The sequence below is a fragment of the Desulfurobacterium pacificum genome (assembly GCF_900182835.1).
Classification (GTDB): Bacteria; Aquificota; Aquificia; order Desulfurobacteriales; family Desulfurobacteriaceae; genus Desulfurobacterium_B; species Desulfurobacterium_B pacificum.
This window is the reverse complement of record NZ_FXUB01000001.1, coordinates 590,998-617,209: the sequence shown is the minus strand read 5'-3', so window position 1 is coordinate 617,209 and position 26,212 is coordinate 590,998. Positions and strand designations below refer to the sequence as shown.

The following is a 26,212-nucleotide window of genomic DNA, read 5'->3' as shown; positions in this document are numbered from 1 at the left end:
GCTGTTCCTCCAAAACTTTTTTATCTAACTCCTGTTTCTTTGTTTATTGTTGAAAATAGTTTTATTAGTGTTTTTTTCAAATTGTACGCAGGGGTTTTGCTAAAATTCGGGCGAACGAATTTAAGGGAGATGTACTATGCCACTTTTGGCTCCTTCTATATTATCTGCCGATTTTTCTCGTCTTGGAGAACAGATTAGTATTGTTGAGTCTGCTGGAGCGGATATTCTTCATGTGGACGTTATGGATGGTAGATTTGTTCCAAACATAACTGTTGGTATTCCTGTTGTTGAGTCAATCAGGAAAATTACTGAAATGCCTATAGATGTGCATTTAATGATTGTGGAACCTGAGAAGTATGTGGTGGATTTCGTTAAAGCTGGTGCTAACCTTGTATCTTTTCACTTTGAAGCAGCCGTGCATCATCATAGAATTATTGAGGAAATTAAAAAGGCTGGAGCCAAAGCTGGGATAGTTATAAATCCTTCTACTCCTGTATTTTTCCTTGAAAATATTTTGGAATACGTTGATTTCGTTTTGGTTATGTCTGTTAATCCGGGTTTTGGAGGACAGAAGTTTATTAACTCTTCTTTAAAGAAAATCAAAAAACTTAAAGAGCTAATAGAAAAGGAAAAGTTATCAACGCTTATAGAAGTGGATGGTGGAGTGAAGGCGGATAACGTAAATGAAGTGGTACAAGCGGGAGCTGATATAATAGTTGCAGGTTCTGCCATTTTCAAAGGTAACATAAAGGAAAACGTTTTGGAATTTAAGAGGAGGTTAAGCTATGAAGCAGGTTAAGATAATTACTGGAACTTCTAACGTTGATTTAGCTAAAGCTGTTGCAGGAAATTTGGGAATTCCTTTAGCTGACGTTACTGTGGGAAGATTTAGTGACGGGGAAATACAGGTAGTAATTAATGAAAGCGTTAGAGATTGTGACGTATTTGTTATACAGTCTCTTTCAAGACCAGCTAATGACCATATTATGGAGATGCTTATTATTGCAGATGCTTTAAAAAGAGCTTCTGCAGGTAGAATTACTGCGGTTGTTCCTTATTTTGCTTATGGAAGGCAGGATAGGAAGGTTAATCCGAGAGACCCTATAAGTGCTAAGCTTTTGGCAGATATAATGACGGCAGCAGGCATAAATCATGTTGTTGTTATAGACCTTCATGCGAAGCAGGTTGAAGGATTTTTTGATATTCCTGTTGACCATTTAGAGGCGAGACCTGTACTTTTAGATTATTTCCTTTCCAAAGGAATGGGAGGAGAGGATACGGTAGTTGTTTCTCCTGATATTGGCGGGGTTGCAAGAGCAAGAAATTTTGCAAAAGTATTAGGCTCTCCTATAGCCATAATAGATAAGAGACGTCCAAAACCTAACGTTTCTGAAGTAATGAATATTATAGGTGAAGTAGAAGGAAAGAAGGCAATTATCGTTGACGACATTATAGATACAGCAGGAACGATAGTTAACGCTTCAAGGGCTATTAAAGAAAAGGGGGCTGCGGAGGTTTATATAGCTTGTACTCATCCAGTATTTTCTGGTCCAGCTATTGAGAGGCTTTCTGGTGTTGTTAATGAGGGAATTGTGAAGGAGGTTGTGATTACGGATACAATTCCTCTAAGGGAAGAGTTTGATGGAGTGAAAGTTCTGAGCGTTTCTGTGATGTTGGCTGAAGCTATAAGGAGGATTCATTACGGGGAATCTATTAGTAAAATGTTTACTTAGTGTAAGTGAAACGTAAGTGGTAGGGTTTCGTTATTTTGAAAGATTAAATAGATGGTTAAAAGGGTTCCTTCTTCTTTGGCTTTAAAAGATGAAAGCTTGGAAGTTAAAGGTATGTCTATGCCTGTTGGAGTAGTTGAATTAAGTTTATATTCGCTACGTATGAGATATAGCTTTTTGTTTTTTGTTAATGTCCAGTATTTAACTTTACAGATACCTGAGAAGAAGTAGCAGTTTTCTGTGAAGAAAGATAGGGAAGAGTTATTATCGGTGTTGGTTAACTTTAATGTACCATAGGATTGATTAGAAGATTCTAAGTCTTTTAGAAAAAGGGAGAAAAGAGGAATAGAAGTTTTTTCTATTTCAGTGTATTTTTTCAGAAAGTTTGAAGTGGTTGATACGTTGTTAAAGAATTGATAGGAAAGAAAGATTATTAACGTTGCAAGAGTTGTGGCAATTAGTATCTCAAGGAGAGTAAAACCTTTAGCGTATTTCATAAACTTCTACGTCTCCTGCTTTTACTTTGACTACTCTAAAGCCCATCAGATTTTCAAAGTCTTGTTTTACGGTAATCTGTCTATTTAGAATCTCTACTGTTTTTCCGTTATAGTCTTTGTGATTATAGATGATTTCGTTGATGCAGTTATGTGCAGCTACAGTTTCAATAAACTGAGTGAAGATTCTGTTGGTAATGTCAACAGATTTAGAAGATAGAAGTAGGAATGCACCGAAAGCCATTCCGGCTATTGCTATAGCTAATAGTACTTCTAATAACGTAAATCCGTTGCGTAACTTCTTGACAAGGAAAGGGTTAAAGTTTATATTTTCCATCGTCCGATTGCGGGAGTGGCGGAATCGGCAGACGCGCCGTCTTGAGGGGGCGGTGCCCTTACGGGCGTGCGGGTTCAAATCCCGCCTCCCGCACCACTTAATCTTCAATTTCTTCTCCTCTAACCAGTCTCTTTAATTTGTCAGCTTGTTCTCTTGTTCCGATTATGATTAAAGAATCTCCTTCTAATATCATTGTTGTTGACGTTGGATTTAGTATAAAAGAACCATCTTCTCTGCGGACGCCAATAACGACTACACCTGTCTTTTTGGGAATTTCTAAATCTTTTAAAAGTTTGCCATGAAAAGGGGAACCTTTGGGAACTTTTACCTCTTCTAACCTTAAGTCTATCTCTCCGTGATGGGTAACTATATCTAAAAAGCTTACTACGCTTGGTCTTATTGCTAAAGAAGCCATTCTTAAACCGCCGATGACATTTGGCAGGATGACTTCGGTTGCTCCAGCTCTTTTGAGTTTTACAACGTTTTCTTCTCTGTTTGCCCTTGTAACTATTCTCAAGTTTGGATTCAGGTTTTTGGCTGAAAGCGTAATAAATAGGTTATCAGCATCGTCTGCTGTTGCTACTATCATGTTGGCTGCAGATTTCACTCCTGCTTTTATCAACGTTTCATCTTCTGTTGCGTCTCCTAAGATATATATGAGATTGGGATACTTCTCTTTCGCTTCTTCTATTTTTGCTTCATCTTTTTCAATTACGACGAAAGGGACTTTCTCTTTCCAGAGTTCTTTTATTGCTGCTTGTCCTGTTCTGCCTAGTCCACAGACTATGGTGTGGTTTTTCAGTTTCATAGCTAATTTCTCCATTTTTCTTATTATGAAAAATTTTCTCAGTTCTCCTTCCATAATCATTGATGCTACGGTAAATGCACCGTAAGCAAAGAAAGTGAACGATACTACTATTACAATCATAGTGAAAACTTTTCCGGCAGGTGAGAGCGGTCTGACTTCACCGTAGCCTACAGTGGATATTGTTATGATTGTGTGCCAGAGAGCATCAAGGAAGCTCCAATGTTCTATGAACATTATTCCGAATGTGGAGAGTAATACGATAAGTATTAGAAGGCTCAGTATAATAAGGAATTTCTTGAATATTAGTTCTGAGCTGTTATTGTTCTTTTTGGTTGTCTTTGCGAATCCTATCATTAATTTATTACCTGCCAGTTTTCGTTTTTTAAAAAGATACCAAATAAACGGTGAAGGTGAAAAGGGTGAGGTTTACTTTCTACTTTGTCGGGAAAATACCGAGTAAAGCTAACTATAAGAGAATTTCGCACCGAAGAATCAACGGTGATATGAAACCTTTTATAATGAACGATAAGGAAGTTTTAGCTGCGCAGAGGGAGGCTATTTATCAGTTTCATATCCAAAAGTTAACTTATGGTTTAGAGAACTTTCCTATTGAGAATCCTGTAAGGATTTCTATTTCATTTTACTTTTCCGGTAGGGTTAGACAGAGGGATATAGATAACGCTGAGAAGTTTATAGGAGATGTTCTTGAAAAGGCTGAAGTTTTGAAGAGGGATTCCCTCATTTACGTTAAGGATAGAGTTGAGAAAAGATTAGGGGTGAAAGGATTTGATGAGATTGTGGTTATAAATGTAGAAGAGTTGGGCAGGGAAGAAGTTAAGCAAAGAGAAAGAGAATTTAAGGCGTTTTCTGAACATTTTAGAGAATTTTTGAAAAAACTAAAGATGGAGTTGCCGGATGAAGGTTGAAATAGATGTAAAAGTTCCGCTTGGTTCTAAACTTGAGGATGAAATTAAACGTCTGGGGTTGGAAGTCAAGGATTTTTCTATTTTGAGGAAATCTATAGATGCAAGGAAAAAACCTTACTTTTTATACAGGATATTGGTGGATTTACCTCAAAATGTTGCGAAAGAGTTGATAAACGAGAAGAAAGCAAGAGAACACGTTCCTATTCCTGAGATAAAAATCCCCAGAATTTCCACAAAGAAAAAGGTTTTAGTGGTTGGTAGCGGACCGGCAGGACTTTTTTCAGCTTATATCCTTTCTAAAGCAGGTTTTGACGTTACAGTTGTTGAGCGCGGAAAAAAGGTAGAAGAAAGAGTTGTAGATGTTAATCGTTTCTGGGAAAAAAGGATTCTTGATGAAAACTCAAACGTTCAGTTTGGTGAAGGAGGAGCGGGAACGTTTTCTGACGGCAAATTGACGACAAGGGTGAAAGATAAGAAAAAACACTTTGTTTTTAAGCTTTTAGTGGAGTGTGGTGCGCCGGAAGACATTCTTTATAAGAGCAAGCCGCACGTTGGGACGGACAGGTTAAGAATAGTTGTAAAGAACATGAGGGAAAAGCTGATAGACCAGGGAGTTAAGTTCAGGTTTTCTACTCTGTTACTTAATTTGAACGTAGATAAGGGTAAAGTAAACTCTGTTGTTCTGAAAAACCTTTTAACAGCTGAGATTTCAGAGGAAAGTTACGATTACGTGTTTTTAGCTATCGGTAATAGCGCCAGAGATACTTTTGAGATGTTAAAGAACAGGAATATAGCTTTAGAAGCAAAACCTTTTGCTGTTGGTTTGAGAGTTATTCACAGGCAGAAAACAATTAACAGAGTTCAATACGGAAGAAAGTGGTTCAAATATCCTGATTTACCGCCGGCCGAGTATTCGTTTACCTATAGAGGAAGGAAAAGGAACGTTTTTACCTTCTGTATGTGTCCGGGCGGATACGTGATATGTGCTTCTTCTGAGAAAAATTCTGTTGTATGTAATGGAATGAGTAACTACGCAAGGGATAGCGGTTACGCTAATAGTGCCGTTGTTGTTCAGGTTTTTCCGGAGGATTTTGATAACGACCCCTTCAGAGCTATAGAGTTTCAGAAATTGCTTGAAAGGGCTGCGTTTGTAGCTGGTGGGAGCGATTACTCTATGCCTGCTCAAAGGGTTTGGGATTTCATAAATGGAGAAAGTTCTTCTGAGTTAATAGAAGGTGGTTATATTCCTGCCCTGAAGAGTGCGAGGCTTGACAGACTGCTTCCGCCTGAAATCGTTCAGCCTATTAAGGAGGCTTTCCTGTATTGGTATGAGAAGGTTTCTTTCTTTGTTCCCCAGAACGCAACGCTTGTGGGAGTTGAGACGAGAACTTCTTCGCCTGTGAGGATTGTCAGGAACGAGAATTACGTATCGGTTTCTGCGAGTAATTTATATCCGATTGGAGAGGGTGCTGGATATGCAGGTGGTATAACGAGTTCTGCAATAGATGGCATCAATGCTGCGTTATCTCTAATAGAAAATACTTCTTAATTGACTAATATCAATTCATTGTGATAAATTAAGTGTTAAAATTCGTTATTACTTTGTTAAGGGGGAGTAATAATGATTAAAAAACTTTTATGGGGATTATTTGCGTTTTCTTTCGTTTTAAGCGGCTGTGCTACTTTGATAAATCAGACGAAAAGGCAAGACTTTAAAGGTTTTCATTGTGCTGTGGTTCCTTTTACTAACTATAGTGAAACTCCTTTGGCAGGTAGTAGGGTGGCTGCTATTCTTTATGGAGTTTTAAAGTCTAAGGGCTACAACGTTGATTTAGTTAATGGGGCTGAAAAAGGAGATTTAATAAAAGAAGGTTACAGGTGCGTGATTAGTGGATATGTAAATGAATGGCGTTATAAGGTCGGAATAGATGGAGAGCCGGCTGTGAGCGTTACATATGTTGTTAAAGACTTGAAAACTGGGAAAAAGTTGGCTTCAGGTTCTCTGTCTGCAACTGAATGGGGAAATAAATCTTTGGGATTAATGACACAGGAATTGTTTGACAAGGCGTTTTGATAATGTTTAGAGAGATTGGCGTTAAGTTTGTTCTTATAGAAGTTTTTTTGTTTACCGTTTTTTTCTTCATTTTTGGATATTTTTTGAATCCTTCTGACCCGTTGTTTACGTCTTCTCCTATTAACCCTTATTTGCTGTTTTTACTGGTTGTTACGCTTTATTACGGACTTGAGATTGGGCTTTTAGCTTTTCTCCTTGAAATTGCTGCCATGGGAGTTCTTTATAGAAACTGGAATGTAGAGTTTTTGCTTTGGAGTCTGTTGCATGTTCTTATAGCTGGAGAGTTCCACTTTTTCTGGACGAGGAAAATTAGAGTAACTGAGGAAGAGAATTTGTACTTCAAGGATAAGATAAGAAGACAGGCGAGCGATTTTATTCTTCTGAAGCTTTCTCACGACCAGTTGGAAAAGCATTATATGGTTAAGCCTGTTAGTATTAGGTCAATAATTGGAGAATTGAAGGAAAAATTGAAGGAATTGGGGGAGAGTGGTGGGTTAAAAGAAATCTTTGAAAAATTGAAAGAACTTATGGTGGCAGGATTTTACGTTCAAGAAGCTGGACTTTTCTTGCCGCAGAGAAATGGTTTTGATTGTGTGCTTTCTGTTGGGAAAGAGATTTCCTTAGATAAAGAAGACCCCTTGGTGAAGAAGGCACTTGAAGAGAAAGAGGCAGTTTTTATCTCGCAGATAGAAAATCAGATTCAGTCTAAATACCTTGCAGTTATTCCTATCTATGACTTTGCTTCAGGAGATAAACTCTTGGGAGTTTTTGTTTTGACAAGGATTCCATTTAACTATTTTAACAGCGATACTATTCTTTCTCTTGGTGTTATTCTCTTTTGGTTGCTTAATGAGCTGGAAAGCGTTGATTTGGTTGGTGGTGTAAGTTCTATTTTAAAGCGGTATTTTGAGTATGACTTTTTAAAAGAGTTGTCTGTTATGGTTTCGTTGAGAGAAAGAACAGGAATAGAAAGTTCCTTAGTTATTTATAGAGTAGACCATTTAAAAGAAGATTTTCCTTTGTTTTTGTCTGAGAGGATTAGAGGTCTTGATATGTTGAACGTCGTGGATTTGGGCGGAGTGAAGTTAGTTTTTGTGATGCTTCCGCTTTCTTCTATCTCTTCTGCGAGGGGGTTTGTGGGTAGGATAGAAAGGGATTTTTCATACAGTTTCGGGAAAGTAGAACTTCCTTACAGAATTATTTCAATAGATAGAAAGATAGAGGAAAAGTTGGAGTATCTTTTTAAGCAATTTGAAGAGTAATAGGTATTTGAGGGGGAAATTTGGGAAGCAGCTATAAGACTTTAGTGGGTTCTGTTATACTTGAATCTATGGCTTTAGGTTTTCTAAGGGTTGATAACCCGTACGTTGCTGTTTTTGCTTTTTTGTTTTTTCATTTTATTGCATCTTTGCTTTTTTCTGTTTTTATCTATCCTTTTGTAACGTCTATTTATAGGAGAGCAAGAGGAAGCTTTCCAGCGATTTTTCTTTCTGTTTTCCTTTTTCCGTTAGTTGGTTATGTTGCCTATTTGATTTTGTATGTGCTTGTTTTAAGAAAGCAGAAAAGGGATAGAACTCCTTCAGTTTCGCGTATTCAGGTTGAAGAGATAACTATGGATAATGTTAGAGTTAGACCGAGGAAATTTGGAGAAGGAGTTTTGCAGTTTTTTAAACGTGAAGCTCACCGTATTGATGAACGAGCTGTTTTTCTACTTAAGGAGATGAGAACGCCTGTTTCTATAGAGATAGCTAAAAGGGCTTTGGGAAATCCTAAAGATGAGGTGAGACTTACTGCTTTTTCTATTATTTCTCATTTAGAGAAAGAGATAAATGACAGGATAAGTTTTTTAAAGAGCCGCTTAAAAGAAGGTTTGGCAGAGAAGGAACTGTTGGAAGTTTATAAGAAGTTAGCTCTTCTTTATTGGGAATTGCTCTATTTTGGGCTTGTGGATAAGGAACTTGAAAATTTTGTTGTGGAAGAAACGTTGTTTTACGTTAAAAAGGTTTTGGAGTTAAATGGTGACCCAGATGTGTATTTGGTGGCGGGGAGGATTTTTTTAAGGAAAGGTGATTATGAGAAGGCATTTGAATATCTCTCTAAAGCTTTGGAATGTAATGATGTTGTAACGAAAATAAGAGTTATTCCTTACCTTGCAGAGATTGAGTTTTATCGTGGGAATTATGAAAACGTTAAGAAACTTTGGGAAGGAATTCCATTGTCTTTACATCCAAATGTTTACTTTATGAAACTTTTGTGGGAAGGTAGATTGAGGAATGACACATAATCCTGATATTTTAATGGTAGCTGAAGGAACGTATCCTTACATAAGGGGAGGAGTTTCCTCTTGGATACATCAGCTCATTACTTCTTTAACAGAGTTTACCTTTGGCGTTGTATTTTTGGGAAGTAGGAGGGAGGATTACGGAGAGATTCAGTACGATATTCCGGATAATGTTTTGTTTGTTAAGGAGTTTTTTCTTTTTGATAAAAAGGATAGACCAGAGCCTCAAAGTCTAAAAAAGAGAGAAAAACTTTTAGAGAAATTGAGGTTTTTGCACTGTTGGTTCAGAAGGAGTGGAGGAGATATACCTGAAAACCTACATAGAAAGGATTTTTACTTAAAAGAGGTTAAAGAGGAGGAGTTTCTGTATGGGAGAACTTCTTGGGAGTTTATATGTGAAAGCTATATGACTTTTGCTGAAGATTTGCCTTTTATTGATTATTTTTGGACGGTAAGGAATATTCATGACCCTTTATGGAGGGTAGCTTCAATAGTTGAAGAAGTAGATAGACCAAGATTGGTTCATAGTCCTTCTACGGGATATGCTGGTTTTTTAGCTTCTTTAATTAGAAACAGTTATAAATCACCTTTTATCCTTACTGAGCATGGTATTTATACGAGAGAAAGGAAGATAGATATTCTGAATTCAGATTGGATACAGGATAGGAGGTTCTTTTATCAGAAAGAGTATGGAGAGATTGACCATCTTAGGAGAATGTGGATTAATTTCTTCGTGGGTTTAGGGAAAATCTCTTACAGAACTGCTTCTGTAATCATTTCTCTCTTTGAAGATGCTCGTAGAGTTCAAATTTCTTTAGGTGCTCCTGAAGAAAAGACAATGGTTATTCCTAATGGAGTAAAAGTAGAGCTGTATGAGGAAGCAAGGAAAAGTAGAGATAGATTGCCCGTAGTTGCTTTAATTGGTAGGGTTGTGCCTATAAAAGATATTAAAACTTTTATTAAGGCGATGAGGATTGTTGTTAATAAAAACGCTAAAGTTGAGGGGTGGGTTGTTGGTCCTACAGATGAAGACCCGGAGTATTTTGAAGAGTGTAAAAAGTTGGTAGAAGTTTTGCGATTAGAGAATAACGTAAAGTTTTTAGGTTTTCGTCGTGTTTCAGAGGTTCTTAAAAAAGTAAAGATTACGACCCTTACATCTATAAGTGAAGGAATGCCTTTAGTAGTTTTGGAGTCTTTTGCAGCGGGTGTTCCGTGCGTTGCTACGGATGTTGGTTCTTGCAGGCAATTGATATATGGTGGTTTAAATGAGGCTGATGTGAGATTAGGGAGAGCAGGTAGGATTGCTCCAGTTGCGAATCCGAGTGAAATAGCCAAAGGATACCTTGAGCTTTTGGAGAATGAAAGGGAATGGCAGAGCTGTAGTAGAGTTGCATTTGAGAGAGTTAAGAGGTTTTACAGCTTTGAGATGTTTGTTGATAGCTACAGAAAGTTGTATGAGGAATTTTTAAATGGCAGGGATATCGTTTGAACTAAAAAGGTTATTAAAGAGTAATAGGCTGTCTTCAATCCTGCTTTCTTTTGCATATTCTGTCTCTCTAAGTGCAGGACCTTGGATAGTGTCTATTGTTGCGATATTAGTTGCAGGTATAGTTGCAGGGAAGGTTTCTGGAGACAACGATTTTGTTAGGAAATGTCAGATAGTTATTACTTATGTAACGGCTTTGAGCTTAATAGTTTCTTCTCCTTTGCAACTGCTGTTCAGCAGGTACGTAGCGGATAGGATTTTTAGCAAGGAAATAGATAGAGTTCTCCCTAATTTTATTGGAGCTCTTACACTTAGCATGATTGCCGGGCTTATTTTTGGACTACTTGTAGGGCTGTTATACGTGAGGGAGCTTTCTCCAGTTTTTGTTCTTTTGTTTGCGTTTCTTATGTCTCTCTTTTCTGGTTTTTGGATAGCTAATACTGTTTTGACGTCACTTAAAAGTTATAAGTTCGTTTTTGCCTCTTTCCTTTTTGGTTTTGGTGTTATGGTTCTTCTGGCAGGTTTGTTGCAGAAATATTTTGTGTTAGGCTTTTTAATTGCTTATTTTGTGGGTGCGGGGATTACTTTTTCTCTTATTGTCGGTTATATGTTTAAATCCTTTCCTTCCGATAGATTGATTGAGTTTGATTTTTTAAACCGAAAGAGAGTTTATTACTCTTTGGCTGTTGCAGGTGTTTTTTATAACTTAGGAATATGGATTGATAAGTTTCTTTTTTGGTTTTCAGGTTCTACGGGAGAAAACGTTCTGGGACCTTTTAGGGCGTCTATCGTTTATGATGTTCCGATGTTTTTAGCTTACCTTTCTATTGCGCCAGGTATGGGGTTTTTCTTTTTAAAACTGGAAGGGGAATTTGCAGAATACTATCAAAGATACTACGATGCTGTGAGGGAAGGGGAAACTTTAGAGAGAATCCTGGAGTTAGGTTATGAAATGCTTATGGCTATAAGGTCTTTAATCCAAGAGGTTTTTAGAATTCAGGCTATAGCTTTAGTTATTGTTTTTTTGGTGGAGTATGCTCTTTTTAAGTTGTTTAAGCTTTCTCTGCTGTACATTCCTCTATTTAATATTTTGTGTTTAGGGACTTCTCTGCAATTGCTCTTTATGGTGGTTCTTTCTCTGCTTTTTTATTTTGACTTGCGGAGAGAAGCTGTTGTATCAACTGTTGTTTTTTTCGTTACGAATGCTCTCTTTACCTATCTGAGCATTAAGGGAGGTCCTTACTTTTACGGTTACGGTTTTCTGTTTTCTCTGCTTTTTTCTTTTGTTTTTGCTACGCTTCTATTGAGGAGGGCTCTTTATGAGATTCATTATAGGACTTTTATGCTTAACACTTAGTTTTTTGTGGGGATTTCAAGTTTTTGCGCAAAGCGTTAAGCCATCTGTTGCTTTTATGTATTCTGAGCCTCCAGACCAAGTTTTGTATACATACGATTGGATAGTTGTTGACCCTGATGTTTTTACTCCAGAAAAGATAAAAGAGAGGTTTTACGTTAAAAGGAGGGGAAAGCTTATAGCTTACTTTAGCTTGGGCGAGGTAGAACCTTTTAGAAAGTTTTTTAAGCACGTTAGGAAAAGCTGGATTTTAGGTAAGAATAAAGCGTGGAAATCTTTTGTTGTTGATCTAAGAAATAAAGAATGTTTTGAGTTTATGTTGAAGAAAGCAAGTGCTTTGCTTAAGAGTTACGATGGGATTTTTTTGGATACGCTTGATTCTTATCAAATGGTTCTTCCTAAGAAGGAATGGAAAAGCTATGAAAGAAGAAAAGTTGAGTTTATCAAGGCTTTGAGGAGGAATTATCCCAAGAAGATTATTATGGTTAATAGGGGATTTGATGTCTATCCTCAGGTCAAAAGTTTGATTGATGCGGTAGTTGTTGAATCTCTTTATAAAGGATTAGATGCTAAGCTTAATTACGTTGATGTGGGAAATAGAGAAAGACAATGGTTGTTAGATAAGCTTAAAAAGATAAAAGAAGAAAAACCTGTAGTGGTGATTGACTATCTGCCGTCTAATAAAGAACAGGAGGCGAGGAGAGTTGCTAAGAGGTTAATAAAAGAGGGGTTTATACCTTGGGTTGCTGATAAAAATTTGACAGAGGTAGGAGAAGGAGTTTTCCATATTTTGAAGAGGAAAATTCTTTTGGTTTATGACTCATCTTTAGAGATTCCTGATGAGAGTGATGTTCATAGGTTAATTCAATTACCGCTTGAATGGTTGGGATATGAACCGGTGGTGGTGAGTGTGGGGGATTTTTCTGAAAAAAGTTTAACTTCCGATGTAAAAGGCGTTGTTGTATGGAATATACGAGGGAAAAAAAATAAAGATAAAGTAATAAAGTTACTTTTAAAAGCTAAGAAAAGAGGAATAAAGGTTTTTATTGTTGATTTAAGCGTTTTTTCGCCTGAGCAGTTAAAACACTTAAATTTTGAATTGGTTTCCAACAGAAAGCCCGAAGAAGTTCCTAAGATTGTTTATAAAGGAAGAACTTATGGTTTTGAGATTAAAGCCTATCCGTTTCCTACGGATAGTTTTGTAAATCCTAAAGGGAAATATACTCCTTTGCTTGTTTTAGAGAATTCTGTAGGTCAAAAGTTCATTCCTGTTGCGATAACTCCGTGGGGCGGCTACGGTTATTCAGGTTACTTGCTTAAAGATATGTTTAACGATAGTTTGTGGGTTTTTGACCCGTTTTGGCTGTTTTCGGAAGTTTTTGGACGATTGCCTTTTGCGCCTGACGTCACGACTGAGAGTGGGCGGAGAATAATGACTGTTCACTTAGATGGAGATGGGTTTGCAGATAAAAGTTTTGTGGAATATGGAAAATATGTAGGTGAAGTTTTAAGAGAAAAGATTTTTAAGGTTTATAAAGTTCCGCATACTGTTTCTGTAATAGTTGGAGAAGTTGACCCACGAGGGCTTTATCCTAAAAAGGCAAAGAAATTGATGGAAGTTGCTAAAAGTATTTTTTCGCTTCCTAACGTTGAGCCTGCGAGTCATACTTATTCTCATCCTTTTAACTGGATAGATGTTTACAGAATGAGTATGGGTTTGAAACCTACCGATAAGAGAAATCTTAAGTATGGTTATCATCTTCCTATCCCCGGTTATGTTCCAAGTGTAAAGAAAGAAATTGATTATTCTCTCGAGTTTATAGATAAATATCTTGCTCCTAATGGTAAAAAGGCGAAAGTGTTGTTGTGGTCTGGTGATTGTGCCCCACCGCCACCGGTTGTTGAAAGAACGTATAAGTTGGGTGTTTATAACGTTAACGGAGGGGATACAACTATAGATGATACTTTTCCTTACCTTTGTAAAGTTTCTCCTATGGGTATCAATAAGGGAAAATTTTTTCAAGTTTATGCTCCTGTTCAAAATGAGGAAGTTTATACGAAAGGTTGGAAAATCAAAGATGGGTACGTTAGAGTTATTTCAACGTTTAAACTTACGGATAAGCCGAGAAGATTAAAGCCTATAAGTATCTATTACCATTTTTACTCTGCTCAATTTCCTTTGTCTTTCAACGCTTTAAAGAAAGTTTACGATTGGGCTATGAGACAAGGAACTGTTCCTATGTTTCTCTCTGAATATGCCCAGCGGGTTTTGGAATTCAGGGGAGCAAGTATTGCTGAAAGTAATAGGGATGGAAATATGTACTTTTGTTCTTCGGGTAGTTTGAAGACAGTTAGATTGGAGGGGAAGGGCGGGATACCAAGTATTGATAAATCTCAAGGAGTTGTTGGTTATAGAAGGATAAACGGCAGGATTTACGTATTTTTAGATGATAGTAGATGTAGGAGAATCGTTTTTGTTAATAGAGATGATAACGATTTTGTTCTGGTGAGTTCAAACGGTATGGTAAAGGATTTTAGGAAAGATGTAGAAAGAGGATATTACCGTTTAGTTCTGCATTCAGAAGTTTTACCTTTGAAGGCAGATTTGCGGGTAGCTGATACCTGTTCTCTTAGAGTGGGTAATGGAGTTAATTTGAAAAGGAAAGGAGGAATGGTAGAGGTTGAAGCAAGAAAGAAAAAGGTTACAGTGGAAGCAGTTTGTAAACGTTGAAATATTCTCTAAATGGGAAGTGTTAGCTTTTGTTGGATTATTTTTGATTCTGGCTTTTGTAATGTTTCCGAAAGGTAGATTGAATGAAATTCTGCTTACTCAAGAAGACTATAACCTTGATCTTTCCAGATTATATTTAGAAAAACTTTTGGATATTAAGTTTGATTCTAAGTTGTTTTCTCTTTTGATAGAGAAGGATGTTAAGTTAGGAAGGTATGAAGAAGCTCATAGACTTATAGAAAAGTATTTGGAAAAAATTAGGGATAAAAAGCAGAAAAAATTCCTTTATCAGTTAGATTTTAAGATTCTTGTATCGGAGTATTTTGCCCAAAAGGATAATAAGGAAAGAGAGAAAATAAGGAAAGAGATACGTAAGTTTCTTGAGTCTTATGAGAGGACGTTTCCTTCTATTGAAACGTATAGATTTGTTTATGAGGAAGCTCTTGCCTTTGGCTTTAAGGACTTGGCTTATAAGAGTTGTGAAAAACTTGCGAAATTAACGGGAGATGAAAATTACTATAAGCAATTGATGGTTCTTGCTATATCTTCTGGAGATAAAAAGCTGATTGCTGATACGTTAAAGATTTTGATGAGGAAAGGAGAGATTGGGAAAGATTTTGATAAAGAGTTATTCAAAACAGCTTTATATCTGAAACAGAAGGGAACAGTTGAACAATTAGCCTATAACCTGCTTCATAGAGGTGAGTTCTCTTTCAAAGATTTTAGAACTTTGGTGAATTTTGAGCTTTCTTATAAAGATTACGATAGAGCTTTAGAATTTTGTAAGGTTTACTTGAAAAAGAATCCATCCTTTAATGTTCTTAAGACGTGTATAAACTTAGCTTTATGGAAAAGGGATTATGGTAGTGTCTCTCAGCTTATTGAAGAGAATTTAGATAAATATTCTAACAATGACAGCGTACTTAACTACTTTTTAGGTGTGGCAAGAGCTATTAACGATAGGAAGCTATCTTTGAGAATTGCTGATATGCTTTTGAAGAGGGTTTCTGGAGGAAATTAAATGAGAAGTAACTGGTGGGGAGTGGGGATTGTTTTGTTGATTTTCCTTTTGTTTCCGAAGGTGGTCTTTGCGGGGACTTACTCTATACAGTTAGCGACGTTTCCATCGTATAAGTATGCAGAAGGGTTTTTGAGAAAACTTCCACAGGAGATAAGGAGAGATGCGTTTATTTATAAAACTGATAAAGGATACTATACTGTAAGGTTTCTAACTGCTTCTACTGTCAGGGAATTGAGGAGAAAGATAGGTATTTTAAAGGCTTTAGGTATTAAGAGCTACTCTTTTGTTCCTACTGATGTATCTAAAATAAAGAAAAAAAGGAAAAATGTTATTCATGGTAACGGTGTGTTGGATGTTCTTTATACCGTTTATCTTGGGAATAGAAAGTTAGATAAGGCTTTAACTGTAGCTCTTTTGGGAATAAAGAAGTTTCCAAATTCTGATTTGTGGTGGGAGAGATTAAAAACAGTTGCTACCTGGAGTGGAAAGCCTGAAATTGCTCTAAAAGCACTTGAAAAATTAGTTTTTGGTTTTCATAAGTGGGAGTACTTGAGAGAACTTTATTCAATGTCTCTTGCGCTTAATAGACCTGATTTAGCAATGAAAACATTAAATTTGATGCTTAAAAGGGGGATAAACGTAGGTTTCAAAGAAGTTATAAACGTGTTTAACGTGGCTGGGCAGCCAGACAAGGCTGCTGAAATCTTGGTAAGAAAATATGGTAATAATCCTGAAGCTTTAAGAGTGGCAGCGAATATATATTGGTATAGAGGACAGACGGAGAAGGCGTTAGAGGTTTTTAAGATTTTAAGAAAAAAGTATGGATTAAATCCGAGAGATAGGTTGTTTCTTGCTCATATTTATTTTGCGAAGCGGCAGTTTGGGAAATCTTTGGATTCTCTAAAGGAAGAATGGCAAAAGGTGAAAGATGCTTCTTATTTGAGAACCTTGAGTAATCTTGCTTGGGCGCTTGGTGATTTTGATACTGCGGTAAAAGTTTCTGAGAGATTGATTTTGGAAGGGAAAGGAAGTGTTGATGATTATGAACGTGTTGTTCTGTATTTTTACTATAGAAAGCCAGAATTAGCAGCAAAGTATGCTTTGGATGGTTATAAAAGGTTTAAAAAGGATAGTTTTCTCATTTATTATCTGTTTTTTCTCTCTTCACACAAAAGGTGGAAAGATATTGTTTATTTTCTCAATAGATTTCCTGAAAATCAGAGGGAAAAGTTGTTAAGCAATGCGGATATTTTTTCTATCTATACTTACGCTCTTCTAAAAATTGGTGAAGTTGATAGGGCAGAAAAGCTTATACGCTCAGCCATAAAAAAATCCCCCCACCCATCCCCCGACCTGATATCCCAGCTCATATCCCTTCTCATTACAGCAGAGGACGTTAAAGGTTTAAAGTCTGTTTTAGAAAAATACCGAAGTTACGAAAAGCTGATACCTGAGGATTTCCTTTCTGCATACCTGTTCTTGCAGGACGGAAAAGACGCTTTACGGTGCATTAATTTTGTGAAAGATAGAAGCCTTTCGTTTCTGCTTACAAAAGCGGACGTTTTAGAGCTTTACGGCAGAGAAGGAGAAGCTAAAAAGTTAAGGTTTAAGATATTTAAAAAGGCAGAGAGAGAAGTTGAAAATGGAAAGAGAGGAAGGGATATCGTTGAAGCTTATCTACGCACGGCTATCTACTTTGAGCAACCGGAAAAGTTTGAAAGAGATTATGTTCGTTTGAAACGCTATCTGGATTCTGATTTTGCCAGAGAGATTTACCTGTCTTACCTGCTTTACCGCGGAAGGAACGAAGAAGTTGAGTATCTGCAGAAAAGGAAGAGTTTTAAGCTGAAACCCTGGATGAGACTTTCTCTTGCTCTTTACAAAGATGACAGGTATATGATGGAAAGGTTATTGTCAAAGTATTTAGAGATATTGCCAGTAAGAGACAGAGTTGCAGCCCTTGAGGAGATAGAAAAGTTCGGAAAAGCGTTTGTAGTTGCTTACAAGGGTCTTGAAGAGAACAGGGAAGATAACAGGCTTTACTGTCAATTCAGAGACCTGATTGTCAACTACGCTTCTGTTTTTTCTGCTGACCTGACGTTTAACAGGAGCGGTAGATTTAGCTACCTTTCTCCGCACTTTAAACTGCGCTGGCATTTTGAAGATGATACCTATTTCACCTTTGAAAGTAACAACCTGCTTTCTCTTAACGGCGGAAACGTTCTGTCAGAAAGAAAAGGAACTGCTGACGTTGCCGTGGGGTTAAAGAGATATTTTCACAAGTCTTCGCTTTCTGGCGGTGTAACTATCTTTAGAGCAGGGGGTAGAGAGAGGAGGGGATTTTATCTGAAAGGTAGCAGGAGTTTTTACAGGGGAAGTCAGTTAACAGTTAAACTTTATGTGAACGCTTTGAGCGATGTTTCAGAGATTGCTTCTTTTTCAACTCTTAAGTCCGGCGGCGGTTTTGAGTATTCCTTTCCTATTACCAACAAATACGGATTTTTCAGTTCTTTTTACCTTGATAGGTATTACTCTGTTGACGGCGTTTACGTGGGAAGAGGTAGAGAGCTTTATTCAGAGCTTTCCTATAAAGCTCGTTCGGGATACCCGGATTACCTTTTCAGGCTTTTCTTCTCTGTTAACGAATACGCTGAATCTGACCATACTAACTCTTATGCAGATAAGATATCTGAATACAAACCAGCCGACGTTCTGCCTGACAGCTTCTATCAGTTAGGTGTGGGGCTTAACTTTGGCTTTGAGAATAGAAACAGCTTTGTCAGAGTCTGGAGACCTTACTTTGATTCCTCTCTAAGCTACAGCTCAAAATATGGAATGAACGCTTCTGTTCTTTTGGGGATAGGAGGAAAATTGTTCGGAGACGACAACTTACATATAGAGGGAACCGTTTTTAACGGTTTTAAAGGAACGAACTCTTCTGGCTGGACAATTACTTCAGGTTATCGTTTGTGGTTCTGAAGCTCGTATTGGAACAGTTTTCTTAATCCTTCTTTCAAAGAATAGGAAGGCTGGAACCCCAACTCTTTAATTCTTCTTATATCTGCGCAGGAACGTTTTACATCACCTCTGCGGGGAGGGGCAAACTTTACCGGTGGAACGTCACCGGCAATTTCTTCTATCACTTTGAGTAGCTGCAGGAGAGAGGTTTCTCTGCCCGTTCCCACGTTGAAAACCTTTCCGTTAGATTCAGGTGATTTGCCAACAAGGATAAGAGCTTTAACAACGTCTTTTACGTAGATAAAGTCCCTCGTTTGTTTGCCATCGCCGTATATGACTATTTTCGTTTCTTCACCTGAAAGGTGCTTTATAGTTCTATCTATGAATATTGAAATAACACCGGAATAGGGGGATGAAGGGTCCTGCCTTTCGCCGTAAACGTTGAAAAAACGCAGAGCTGTGCCGTTTAAGTTGTAAAGGTGGAAGCTGTTAACCACGTATCTTTCGGAAGCGTATTTGTCAACGCCGTAAGGGGTTAGCGGTTTGACGGGCATATCCTCTCTTTTGGGCAGTTCTGGAAGGTCGCCGTAAACGGCTGCAGAGGAGGCAAATATAAACTTGCTTACTTTGTTTTTTCTGCTCTCTTCTAAAAGGAACAGAGTTGAATCAAAGTTTGTTCTGTGGGTTTCTTCCGGTTCCTCTACCGACCTTTGAACGGAAGCAACAGCTGCCAGATGATATACGGTTTTTACAGGGTAGCTATCAAAGATATTCTTGACTGTGCTTTTATCCGATATGTCTTCTTTCAGGAAAATAAGGTTTTCGTGTTCTGGCAGGTTCTCTAATTTTCCGCTTGAAAGGTTATCCACTACAACGACTTTTTCCTTTTTTACTATCTCTTCAACGAGGTGTGAACCTATGAAGCCTGCTCCGCCCGTTACCAAAATCAACGTCCACCTCTTTTCACCGTTTTAGCGATTTCTTTCAACTTTGACAGTATCATGAGCGCTTCAAGGGGTGTTGTGGTGGAAATTTCAATGGATTCTAACTCTTCTAAAAGCCTTTCTACCATTTCGTTTTCAAACTCTGTAGTTTCGCTGTAGGTGGGGATATTTTGAAACAGGGGGAGGTAGTCGGTTTTCTCTTCAAGGCTGCTGAGGATTTCTTTGGCTCTCTTTATTACTTCCTTTGGAAGTCCTGCTAACTCTGCAACGTGGACGCCGTAGGACTTTTCCGACGCTCCGGGCAAAACTTTATGGGTGAATACTATTCTGCCGTTTATTTCTTCTACGGAAACGTGAAAGTTTTTGATGCCTTTCACCGTTCCTTCAAGTTCTGTAAGTTCATGGTAGTGGGTTGCAAAGAGAGTTTTTGCAGAAAGTTTTTCTGAGATGTATTCCACCACAGCTCTTGCGATGCTCATGCCGTCGTAGGTGCTCGTTCCCCTTCCGATTTCATCAAGTATTATGAGGCTGTTTTCTGTGGCGTTTTTCAGGATGTTGGCAGTTTCTACCATTTCCATCATAAAGGTTGAAAGCCCCTTGCTTAGGTTGTCTGCAGCGCCAATACGGGAAAATATCCTGTCAACGATGCCTATTTTTGCCTTTTGGGCTGGCACAAAAGAGCCTATTTGTGCCATTAGTGTTATGAGGGCTGTCTGACGCAGGAATACCGATTTTCCGCCCATGTTCGGTCCTGTAACGATGAGGATGTAACTTTCGGGGGTGAGGGCGGTGGTATTTGGAATGAAATCTTCTTCCAAGAACTTTTCAAGAACCGGGTGTTTACCTTCTTCTATGTAGATTGAGAAGCTTTCTTTTACTTCAGGTTTTGTGTAGTCTCTTTCAACTGCAACGGCGGCTAAGGATTGAAGGACATCTATGAGGGCGACTTTCTCTGCCGTTTTCATTATTCTGTGGGCGTTGTCTGTTATGAATTGGCGTAGGTTGGAGAAGAGTTCATACTCTATCTTTTCTATTCTTTCCTGGGCGGAGAGGATTTTCTCTTCAAACTCTTTTAGTTCTGGCGTTATAAACCTTTCTGCATTGACCAGTGTTTGTTTTCTTATGTAATCTTCAGGAATCAGGTGAAGGTTTGGTCTGGAAACTTCTATGTAGTATCCGAAAACGTTGTTGTAGCCTACTTTTAGGCTTGATATGCCTGTTCTCTGTCTTTCTCTTTCTTCTATCTCTCTTATGATTGATTCTGCCTGACTTTTCAGTTTTCTCAATTCATCTAACTCTTCGTTGACGCCTTCTTTAATCAGTCCGCCTTCTTTGGGAGAGGTGGGGGGATTTTCTACTAAAACCCTTTCTATTTCGCAGTAGATATCGTAGAGGTCGTCAAAGTCGTTCTTTATTTCTGAAAATAGCGTTGATGATAGTTGGGACATTTCCTGAAAGAGCTGTGGAAGTATACTTAAAGAGTTTCTTAAGGCGGCAATTTCTCTTGGGTTGGCTATGCCAGACGTAATCTTGGATAGTAATCTTTCCAGGTCGTATATTCGGGATAGCGTTGAAGAAAGTTTTTCTAAAGTTTCGTAGTTTTTAGTTAATTCCTCTACAGCATTCAGGCGTTTTTGTATTTCTTTTATGTCCCTTAAAGGATGTAATATCCAGAACTTTAAGAGTCTTCTGCCCATTCCTGTTTTTGTTCTGTTTAAAACGCCGAATAGAGATGCTTTGTCGTTGTCGCCGAAAGCAGGTTCTATAAGCTCAAGGTTTTTCTGCGTTTGAGGGTCAATATAAACGTATCTGTTGCCTGTGTATTTACGGGGAGTTTTAAGTTTGGGTATAAACTCTTTCTGGGTTTCTTTAACGAACTCTGAGAGAGCAGAAATAGCTTTTACTTCACCTTTGTTTTCTGCATCTATTACTGTTTCCTTTTCTGAAAAAAGGCAAGGTTCTCTTTCAACGATAGAGGCATGAGGAAGAGCTTCTTTTATTAGCGAATGAATTGAAGAAGTGTTGGGAATGATGATTTCTCGTGGCTTAAACTTTGATAGTATTGACAGAAGTTCCTTTTTATTAACTGTTGTAAAAAGGTAATCACCTGTTCCCAATTCGCACCACGCCACGCAGTAGTTGCCTTTGAACGGATATATTGCCATTAAGAATCTGTCTTCCGTTTCATCTTCAAAGTAAGTGCCGGGCGTGATAACTCTGACTACGTCTCTGTCAACGACCTTTTTACCAGGCTTTGGTTCTTCTAACTGCTCGCATATGGCAACTTTGTAGCCCTTTTTCACCAGTTTGGTTATGTAGTTTTCCACAGCGTGATAGGGAACGCCGCACATGGGGACTTTGGCACTATTCTTTCCAAAAGGTCTTGAAGTCAGGGCAATTTCCAGTTCCTTTGCTGCTACTTTTGCGTCTTCAAAGAACATTTCGTAGAAGTCACCCATTCTGAACATTAAGATTGCATCTTTGAACTTCTCTTTCAGGTCAAGATACTGTTTAAGAGCCGGTGTCAACTTCTTCTGATTCTTCATTTCCTACAGCACCTTCTATGGCGTATTCTTCGTTAAACCATTTGTTCAAGTCTGCTAACTTACACTTTTCAGAACAGAAAGGGCGAAACGGATTACCTTTCCATTCCGTTTCTCTACCGCAGTTGGGGCATTTTATTTTCTTCTCTTTCAACCTGCACTCCTGTTAAAGGAATTCTACCAGTTATAATTTAGGCGATTAATTGAGAGGTAGGTTTTGGAAAAGTTAATAGAAACGATTAATGTAACTAAAGAATTTCCGGTTAAAAAAGACTGGTTTGGCAGAACGATAGAAAAGTTGGTGGCTTTAAGGGACGTTAGCGTTTACGTGAAGGAAGGGGAAACGCTTGGCGTTATAGGTGAAAGCGGTTGCGGAAAATCCACCCTCGCCAAAACCATCCTTGACCTTGAAAAACCCACAAAGGGCGAAATCAGGTATCTGGGTAAAAACATTCGTTTTCTGAAAGGCAAAGAGTATAGAAACTACAGGCTTAACGTTCAGGCAGTCTTCCAGAACCCTCAGGGTTCTTTAAACCCAAGAATGAAAGGCTGGGAAATCGTTACGGAAGGTTTAAAGATAAACTACGCTTATATAAAGAAGGAATTGAAGGAAAAAGCCAGAGAACTTATAGAATTAGTTAACCTTCCTTTAAACGCTCTTGAGAGTTACCCTCACCAGCTTTCCGGCGGTCAAAAGCAGCGCCTTGCCATCGCCCGGGCAGTTGCTTTAAAGCCAAAACTCATAGTTGCAGATGAACCCACTTCAGCACTTGACGTTTCCGTTCAGGCGCAGATTGTCAACCTTTTTCTTGACCTTCAGGAAAAGTTTGGAATGAGCTATTTCTTTATCTCTCACTCTCTGCCTACCGTGGAAGCCGTAAGCGACAGAGTTATCGTGATGTATAAAGGTTATGTCGTTGAAGAGGGTAGAACCGAAGACGTTATCTCATCTCCCCTGCATCCGTATACCAAGCTTTTAGTTGAATCCACCCCTGTTCCGCAAATAGGTTTGAAGAAAAAGAGGGTAATATCTACTGACGATGAAAAAGTTCCAGAAAGTGGATGTCCTTTCTACTTTAGATGCTCTTACCGAAAGAAAGAGTGCCTTTCATTTGACATGAAACCGATAGTGGTGGAAAACGGCAGGAAAGTTGCGTGTCTTCTATTTTCCTAAAACGGTGTAGGCTACTGTAAATACAAAAACCCTTTCTGCTCCTGCTTCTTTCAGAGTTTTTGCCGCTTCGTTTGCCGTTGCGCCGGTTGTGAAGACATCGTCAAAGAGTAGAACTCTCTTTCCTTTTACGTTTCTGTTAACCCTGAAGCATCCTTTTACGTTTTCCCGCCTTTTAGAGAATTCAAGAGTAGCCTGTCTTTCAGTTTCAAACGTTTTTTCTAATAAGCTTTCAAATTTAATACCGGTTGCTTTCAAAATTTCTTCGCACTGGTCGTAGCCTCTTTCTCTTTTCCTTTCTTCAGATACGGGCACGAACGTGATTACATCAACCCGATTTTTCAGGGCAAAACTGTTCAGCTGCCTGCTGATTTCCTTTCCTATGAACCCTGCAACCGGCAGGTTTTTTTCAAACTTCAGCTCATAAATGGCGTATTCTATAAGCCCTTCGTAGATGCCGAAAAAATCCACCCCCTCAAAGTAAAACCTCCTGCCGCTTTCAAGACACCTTTTGCACAGGTTTCCGCTCCCCGGCAGCTTTTCAACCGGATGTCCGCAAATCAGGCACTTTACGCCTTTGTAGGCTTTAAAGTGTTCGTTCCAGCAATCTCTGCAGGCAACGGCGTAGTTATCCTTTCCGATTAAAACTTTTCCGCAAACGGCGCAGTAGGAAGGGAATAGAACGTCGGCTAAAAGGTTAAAAATCCCCCACCCCATCCAAAAATTCCTTTAGCCTCTCGCTTCCCGTCATCTCAAACGAGAAAGCCTTTAAAATCTCTTCTACGTGTTCCGGCGATGCGTCTAAAAGCTCTTTTGCAACCTTTATGGCGCTGCTTCCAGCGCCTTTTTCTTTCATAAACTCTTCCAAGAACGTGGCGTAGCTTTTTCCTTTCCCGCCCGTTAGCTCTTTTTCTTCTCCTTCCAGCCGTTTTTTCAGTATCCTCAAAGTTAATGAAACCTTTTCCAGAGATTTAAGAGTTTCCGAGAAAGTTTCAATTTCAAGTCCTCTGAATTTGTAATCAACTACAACAATCGGTGGAATCTCGCTTTCTTCGGCTCTGCTTAAAGCTTTTTCTAACTCTTCTTTGACGTTTTCCTCGTTACAGTTAACAACTATGAAAGGTCTTAAACCTTCCAATTCAATTCTCTCAAGCTTTTTCTCTTTTGTATCAAAGACGTTGAAACCCCTGAAATTCCTCTCAGCTTCTCTCCTGCTTCTGAACTCCGTAGCGCCTGCGTAGGATAGTATTCCCCCTTTGACGTTTTCCTTTAAGAAGGCGTGAACGTGCCCGCCTGCGTAGTAATCAAACCCTTCCGGCAGGTCAACAAAGTCCATCTCGTAGCTTTCTTCGTAAGGTAGATACTGCTTTATTCCCTGATGGAACATCAGAATTGACGTTTTGCTCTTTGCTGCTAATTCGGAAAGTGAGGGGAAGATATCCTCTTTAAAAGCGTCTAACAGCCTTTTAGGAAGGTATTGAAATCCAGCGATTACAAAATCGCCGTCCGAAAAAACCTGTTCTTTTACAGGAATTCCCGGTTTAATATTGAGAAACTTCAGCAGTCCTAACTCTTCTAAAACTCTGTGAGGCGGAACGACGCCACCCCTTAAAGCCCTGTCGTGATTTCCCGTTATGGCTAAAAATTCCACACCTGCACTTTTAACTTTTTGAAGAATCTTTATAACGGCGGAAAATGTTGCCATGTCCGGCTGGTAACTTTCAAAAAGGTCTCCGGTATGGATAATCAGGTCAACCTTTCTATTGAGGCTTTCATCTATTGCCCTTTCAAACGCCAGTAAAAAGTCTCTCTTTCTCTCTATAAGTCTATACTGGGCGTATCCTGTGTGGCTGTCTGAGATGTGGGCTATCTTCAACCTCTTAACTCCTCTAAAACCTCTTTAAGCTTGTTGATGAAGAAGATGTTTTCCTTCATCGTTCCGATTGTAACTCTTATGTGGTCTGGGAAGCCGTATCCGTCCATAGCTCTGACTATAACGCCTTTTTTAAGCAGGCGGTTGAATACTTCTCTGCTGGGAAATCCTACCTTTACCAGTATGAAGTTTGCGTAGGTTGGAACGTATTCAAGCCCTAACTTTTCAAACTGCTCGTATAGATACTTCTTGCCTTCTTCGTTTACCACCTGAGAATGTTTGATAAACATCTTATCTTCTAACGCTGCAACGCCGCCTACCTGTGCAGGTCTTGTTACGTTAAAGGGCTGTCTGATTCTGTTCATGTCTTCTATTATTTCCTTTTTAGCAACGGCGTATCCTAACCTTAAACCTGCAAGTCCGTAAATTTTTGAAAACGTTCTCGTTACCACTATGTTCTTTTCGTGAATGTATTCAACGCCGTTTTCTATATCAAAACCTGCTCCTACGGCGTATTCGTAATAAGCTTCATCTAAAACGAGCAGAACGTCGTTGGGGAACTCTTTTAAAAACTCTTCAAACTCTTTTCTTGTAAATGCCGTTCCTGTCGGGTTGTTTGGGTTTGCTAAAAACACCACTGCTGTGTTTTCGTCTATTGCATCAAGGTGCGCTTTCAGGTCCATATAGTAGTTATCTTTAGCTTTTACAACTTTATGCTCTGCGCCTGCAAGCTGAACGACTATGGGGTAAACGGCGAAGGATTTTTCGCTGTAAACGGCGTTTTTGCCAGGTCTTAAGTATGCTCTTGAGATGATATCCAGCGCTTCGTTAGAACCCAAACCTACAAAGATATTTTCAATTTCAACGTTTAAATGTTCTGCGAGGGCTTTTTTGAGGTAGTAGGAATTTCCGTCTGGATAGCGATTGAGGTTTTTCAGGTCTTCAATGATTGCTCTGACGGCTGCGGGGGAGGGGCCGAGGGGATTTTCGTTTGAAGCCAACTTGACTATTTCTTTTAGTTCTAACTCTCTTTTCAGTTCATCTTCCGGTTTTCCAGGTTCGTAAACGTGAACTTTTTTTATGTGTTCTGGTAGAGAAAACATTCTATTTTCCTCCATACTAGATTTATGACAAACTCCTTGTTGCTTCTGTCAAACATACTCTACCTCTTTTTTTATTCTTTCCCTTACGGATTTAATTCTTATGCTTTTGATTCCTTCTGGTGTTAAAATATCCATTTCTCTGTGGAAAAGGTTTTCCAAAAACTCAATCAATCCCCCGAAATTTTTGAATGTGGCTTTCCCTTTTCCAAACTCAACAACAAAATCAATATCGCTCTTCTCGTTAGCTTTATCTCTTGCCACAGAGCCGAACAAGCCGATTCTTTTTACGCCGAACTTCTCTATATCTTTCCTGTGTTTTTGCAGGATTTTTATTACCTCTTCCTTTTTCATACTGCAGTTCCTTTATTGTTTTAAACG

General features: G+C 38.6%; 23 protein-coding genes and 1 tRNA gene. 14 read left to right on the top strand and 10 right to left on the bottom strand.

Annotation, left to right across the window (positions count from 1 at the left end):
- The first annotated feature begins 136 nt into the window (after window positions 1-136).
- Window positions 137-799 (top strand): ribulose-phosphate 3-epimerase, encoded by a 663-nt coding sequence (gene rpe / locus QOL23_RS03095; RefSeq protein ID WP_283400121.1) that lies wholly within the window; start codon window positions 137-139, stop codon window positions 797-799.
- Window positions 786-1,733, top strand: coding sequence for a ribose-phosphate diphosphokinase (locus tag QOL23_RS03090; protein ID WP_283400120.1), 948 nt, complete (start codon window positions 786-788; stop codon window positions 1,731-1,733). The genes rpe and QOL23_RS03090 overlap by 14 nt, the downstream gene beginning before the upstream one ends.
- On the opposite strand, the gene QOL23_RS03085 is transcribed toward QOL23_RS03090, so the two are convergent.
- Both QOL23_RS03085 and QOL23_RS03080 read right to left on the bottom strand, forming a co-directional pair.
- Window positions 1,730-2,227, bottom strand: coding sequence for a prepilin-type N-terminal cleavage/methylation domain-containing protein (locus tag QOL23_RS03085; RefSeq protein WP_283400119.1), 498 nt, complete (start codon window positions 2,225-2,227; stop codon window positions 1,730-1,732). The two genes, QOL23_RS03090 and QOL23_RS03085, sit on opposite strands and share 4 nt — an antisense overlap.
- Entirely contained in the window at window positions 2,214-2,561 is a 348-nt protein-coding gene (locus QOL23_RS03080) for a prepilin-type N-terminal cleavage/methylation domain-containing protein (RefSeq protein ID WP_283400118.1), read from the bottom strand. Before QOL23_RS03080 ends, QOL23_RS03085 begins: the two co-directional genes overlap by 14 nt.
- 9 nt (window positions 2,562-2,570) lie before the next feature.
- On the opposite strand from QOL23_RS03080, the gene QOL23_RS03075 reads away from it, so the two are divergent.
- Window positions 2,571-2,657, top strand: a tRNA-Leu gene (locus QOL23_RS03075).
- 1 nt (window position 2,658) lies between these two features.
- Here QOL23_RS03075 and QOL23_RS03070 read toward each other — a convergent pair.
- Complete coding sequence (locus tag QOL23_RS03070; RefSeq protein WP_283400117.1) at window positions 2,659-3,723, bottom strand: potassium channel family protein; 1,065 nt, start codon at window positions 3,721-3,723, stop codon at window positions 2,659-2,661.
- Between the two features lie 65 nt (window positions 3,724-3,788).
- Here QOL23_RS03070 and QOL23_RS03065 point away from each other — a divergent pair, with 65 nt between their 5' ends.
- The 10 genes from QOL23_RS03065 (at window position 3,789) to QOL23_RS03020 (ending at window position 18,221) form a co-directional block, all read left to right on the top strand.
- The gene (locus tag QOL23_RS03065) at window positions 3,789-4,295 is read left to right on the top strand and encodes a RusA family crossover junction endodeoxyribonuclease (RefSeq protein ID WP_283400116.1); all 507 of its coding nucleotides are present in this window, start codon (window positions 3,789-3,791) and stop codon (window positions 4,293-4,295) included.
- Window positions 4,285-5,844, top strand: a complete 1,560-nt coding sequence (locus QOL23_RS03060) for an NAD(P)/FAD-dependent oxidoreductase (RefSeq protein WP_283400115.1) — start codon at window positions 4,285-4,287, stop codon at window positions 5,842-5,844. Before QOL23_RS03065 ends, QOL23_RS03060 begins: the two co-directional genes overlap by 11 nt.
- Window positions 5,845-5,916: 72 nt before the next feature.
- Window positions 5,917-6,369: a hypothetical protein gene (locus tag QOL23_RS03055; protein ID WP_283400114.1), complete on the top strand. Its 453-nt coding sequence runs from the start codon at window positions 5,917-5,919 to the stop codon at window positions 6,367-6,369.
- Between the two features lie 2 nt (window positions 6,370-6,371).
- Entirely contained in the window at window positions 6,372-7,631 is a 1,260-nt protein-coding gene (locus QOL23_RS03050; protein ID WP_283400113.1) for a PelD GGDEF domain-containing protein, read from the top strand.
- 20 nt (window positions 7,632-7,651) lie between these two features.
- Window positions 7,652-8,653 (top strand): tetratricopeptide repeat protein, encoded by a 1,002-nt coding sequence (locus QOL23_RS03045; protein ID WP_283400112.1) that lies wholly within the window; start codon window positions 7,652-7,654, stop codon window positions 8,651-8,653.
- Entirely contained in the window at window positions 8,643-10,139 is a 1,497-nt protein-coding gene (pelF, locus tag QOL23_RS03040; protein WP_283400111.1) for a GT4 family glycosyltransferase PelF, read from the top strand. Before QOL23_RS03045 ends, pelF begins: the two co-directional genes overlap by 11 nt.
- Entirely contained in the window at window positions 10,120-11,493 is a 1,374-nt protein-coding gene (gene pelG / locus QOL23_RS03035) for an exopolysaccharide Pel transporter PelG (RefSeq protein ID WP_283400110.1), read from the top strand. The genes pelF and pelG overlap by 20 nt, the downstream gene beginning before the upstream one ends.
- Window positions 11,456-14,221 (top strand): bifunctional glycoside hydrolase/polysaccharide deacetylase family protein, encoded by a 2,766-nt coding sequence (locus QOL23_RS03030; protein WP_283400109.1) that lies wholly within the window; start codon window positions 11,456-11,458, stop codon window positions 14,219-14,221. The genes pelG and QOL23_RS03030 overlap by 38 nt, the downstream gene beginning before the upstream one ends.
- Window positions 14,172-15,242 carry a hypothetical protein gene (locus tag QOL23_RS03025; protein WP_283400108.1) on the top strand — a complete coding sequence of 357 codons (1,071 nt, stop codon included), beginning with the start codon at window positions 14,172-14,174 and terminating at the stop codon, window positions 15,240-15,242. The genes QOL23_RS03030 and QOL23_RS03025 overlap by 50 nt, the downstream gene beginning before the upstream one ends.
- A complete protein-coding gene (locus QOL23_RS03020) occupies window positions 15,243-18,221 on the top strand; it encodes a tetratricopeptide repeat protein (protein WP_283400107.1) in 2,979 nt (992 codons plus the stop codon). It begins immediately after the preceding gene.
- On the opposite strand, the gene QOL23_RS03015 is transcribed toward QOL23_RS03020, so the two are convergent.
- The 3 genes from QOL23_RS03015 to QOL23_RS03005 are packed head-to-tail and all read right to left on the bottom strand — an operon-like array spanning window position 18,203 to window position 21,841.
- Window positions 18,203-19,150, bottom strand: a complete 948-nt coding sequence (locus QOL23_RS03015) for an NAD-dependent epimerase/dehydratase family protein (RefSeq protein WP_283400106.1) — start codon at window positions 19,148-19,150, stop codon at window positions 18,203-18,205. The two genes, QOL23_RS03020 and QOL23_RS03015, sit on opposite strands and share 19 nt — an antisense overlap.
- On the bottom strand, window positions 19,147-21,690 hold the full coding sequence (gene mutS, locus QOL23_RS03010) for a DNA mismatch repair protein MutS (protein ID WP_283400105.1): 2,544 nt from the start codon (window positions 21,688-21,690) through the stop codon (window positions 19,147-19,149). The genes QOL23_RS03015 and mutS overlap by 4 nt, the downstream gene beginning before the upstream one ends.
- Entirely contained in the window at window positions 21,656-21,841 is a 186-nt protein-coding gene (locus QOL23_RS03005; RefSeq protein ID WP_283400104.1) for a DNA gyrase inhibitor YacG, read from the bottom strand. The genes mutS and QOL23_RS03005 overlap by 35 nt, the downstream gene beginning before the upstream one ends.
- A 63-nt stretch (window positions 21,842-21,904) precedes the next feature.
- On the opposite strand from QOL23_RS03005, the gene QOL23_RS03000 reads away from it, so the two are divergent.
- Window positions 21,905-22,861 carry an oligopeptide/dipeptide ABC transporter ATP-binding protein gene (locus tag QOL23_RS03000; protein WP_283400103.1) on the top strand — a complete coding sequence of 319 codons (957 nt, stop codon included), beginning with the start codon at window positions 21,905-21,907 and terminating at the stop codon, window positions 22,859-22,861.
- Here the strand turns inward: QOL23_RS03000 and QOL23_RS02995 are convergent.
- From QOL23_RS02995 to QOL23_RS02980, 4 genes are read right to left on the bottom strand one after another with little or no spacing between them, the layout of a single operon-like run.
- Complete coding sequence (locus QOL23_RS02995) at window positions 22,850-23,575, bottom strand: ComF family protein (RefSeq protein ID WP_283400102.1); 726 nt, start codon at window positions 23,573-23,575, stop codon at window positions 22,850-22,852. The genes QOL23_RS03000 and QOL23_RS02995 overlap by 12 nt on opposite strands.
- A complete protein-coding gene (locus QOL23_RS02990) occupies window positions 23,556-24,734 on the bottom strand; it encodes a metallophosphoesterase family protein (protein WP_283400101.1) in 1,179 nt (392 codons plus the stop codon). Before QOL23_RS02990 ends, QOL23_RS02995 begins: the two co-directional genes overlap by 20 nt.
- A complete protein-coding gene (hisC, locus tag QOL23_RS02985) occupies window positions 24,731-25,834 on the bottom strand; it encodes a histidinol-phosphate transaminase (RefSeq protein ID WP_283400100.1) in 1,104 nt (367 codons plus the stop codon). Before hisC ends, QOL23_RS02990 begins: the two co-directional genes overlap by 4 nt.
- Before the next feature lie 48 nt (window positions 25,835-25,882).
- Window positions 25,883-26,185: a nucleotidyltransferase family protein gene (locus QOL23_RS02980; RefSeq protein WP_283400099.1), complete on the bottom strand. Its 303-nt coding sequence runs from the start codon at window positions 26,183-26,185 to the stop codon at window positions 25,883-25,885.
- Between the last annotated feature and the right edge of the window lie 27 nt (window positions 26,186-26,212).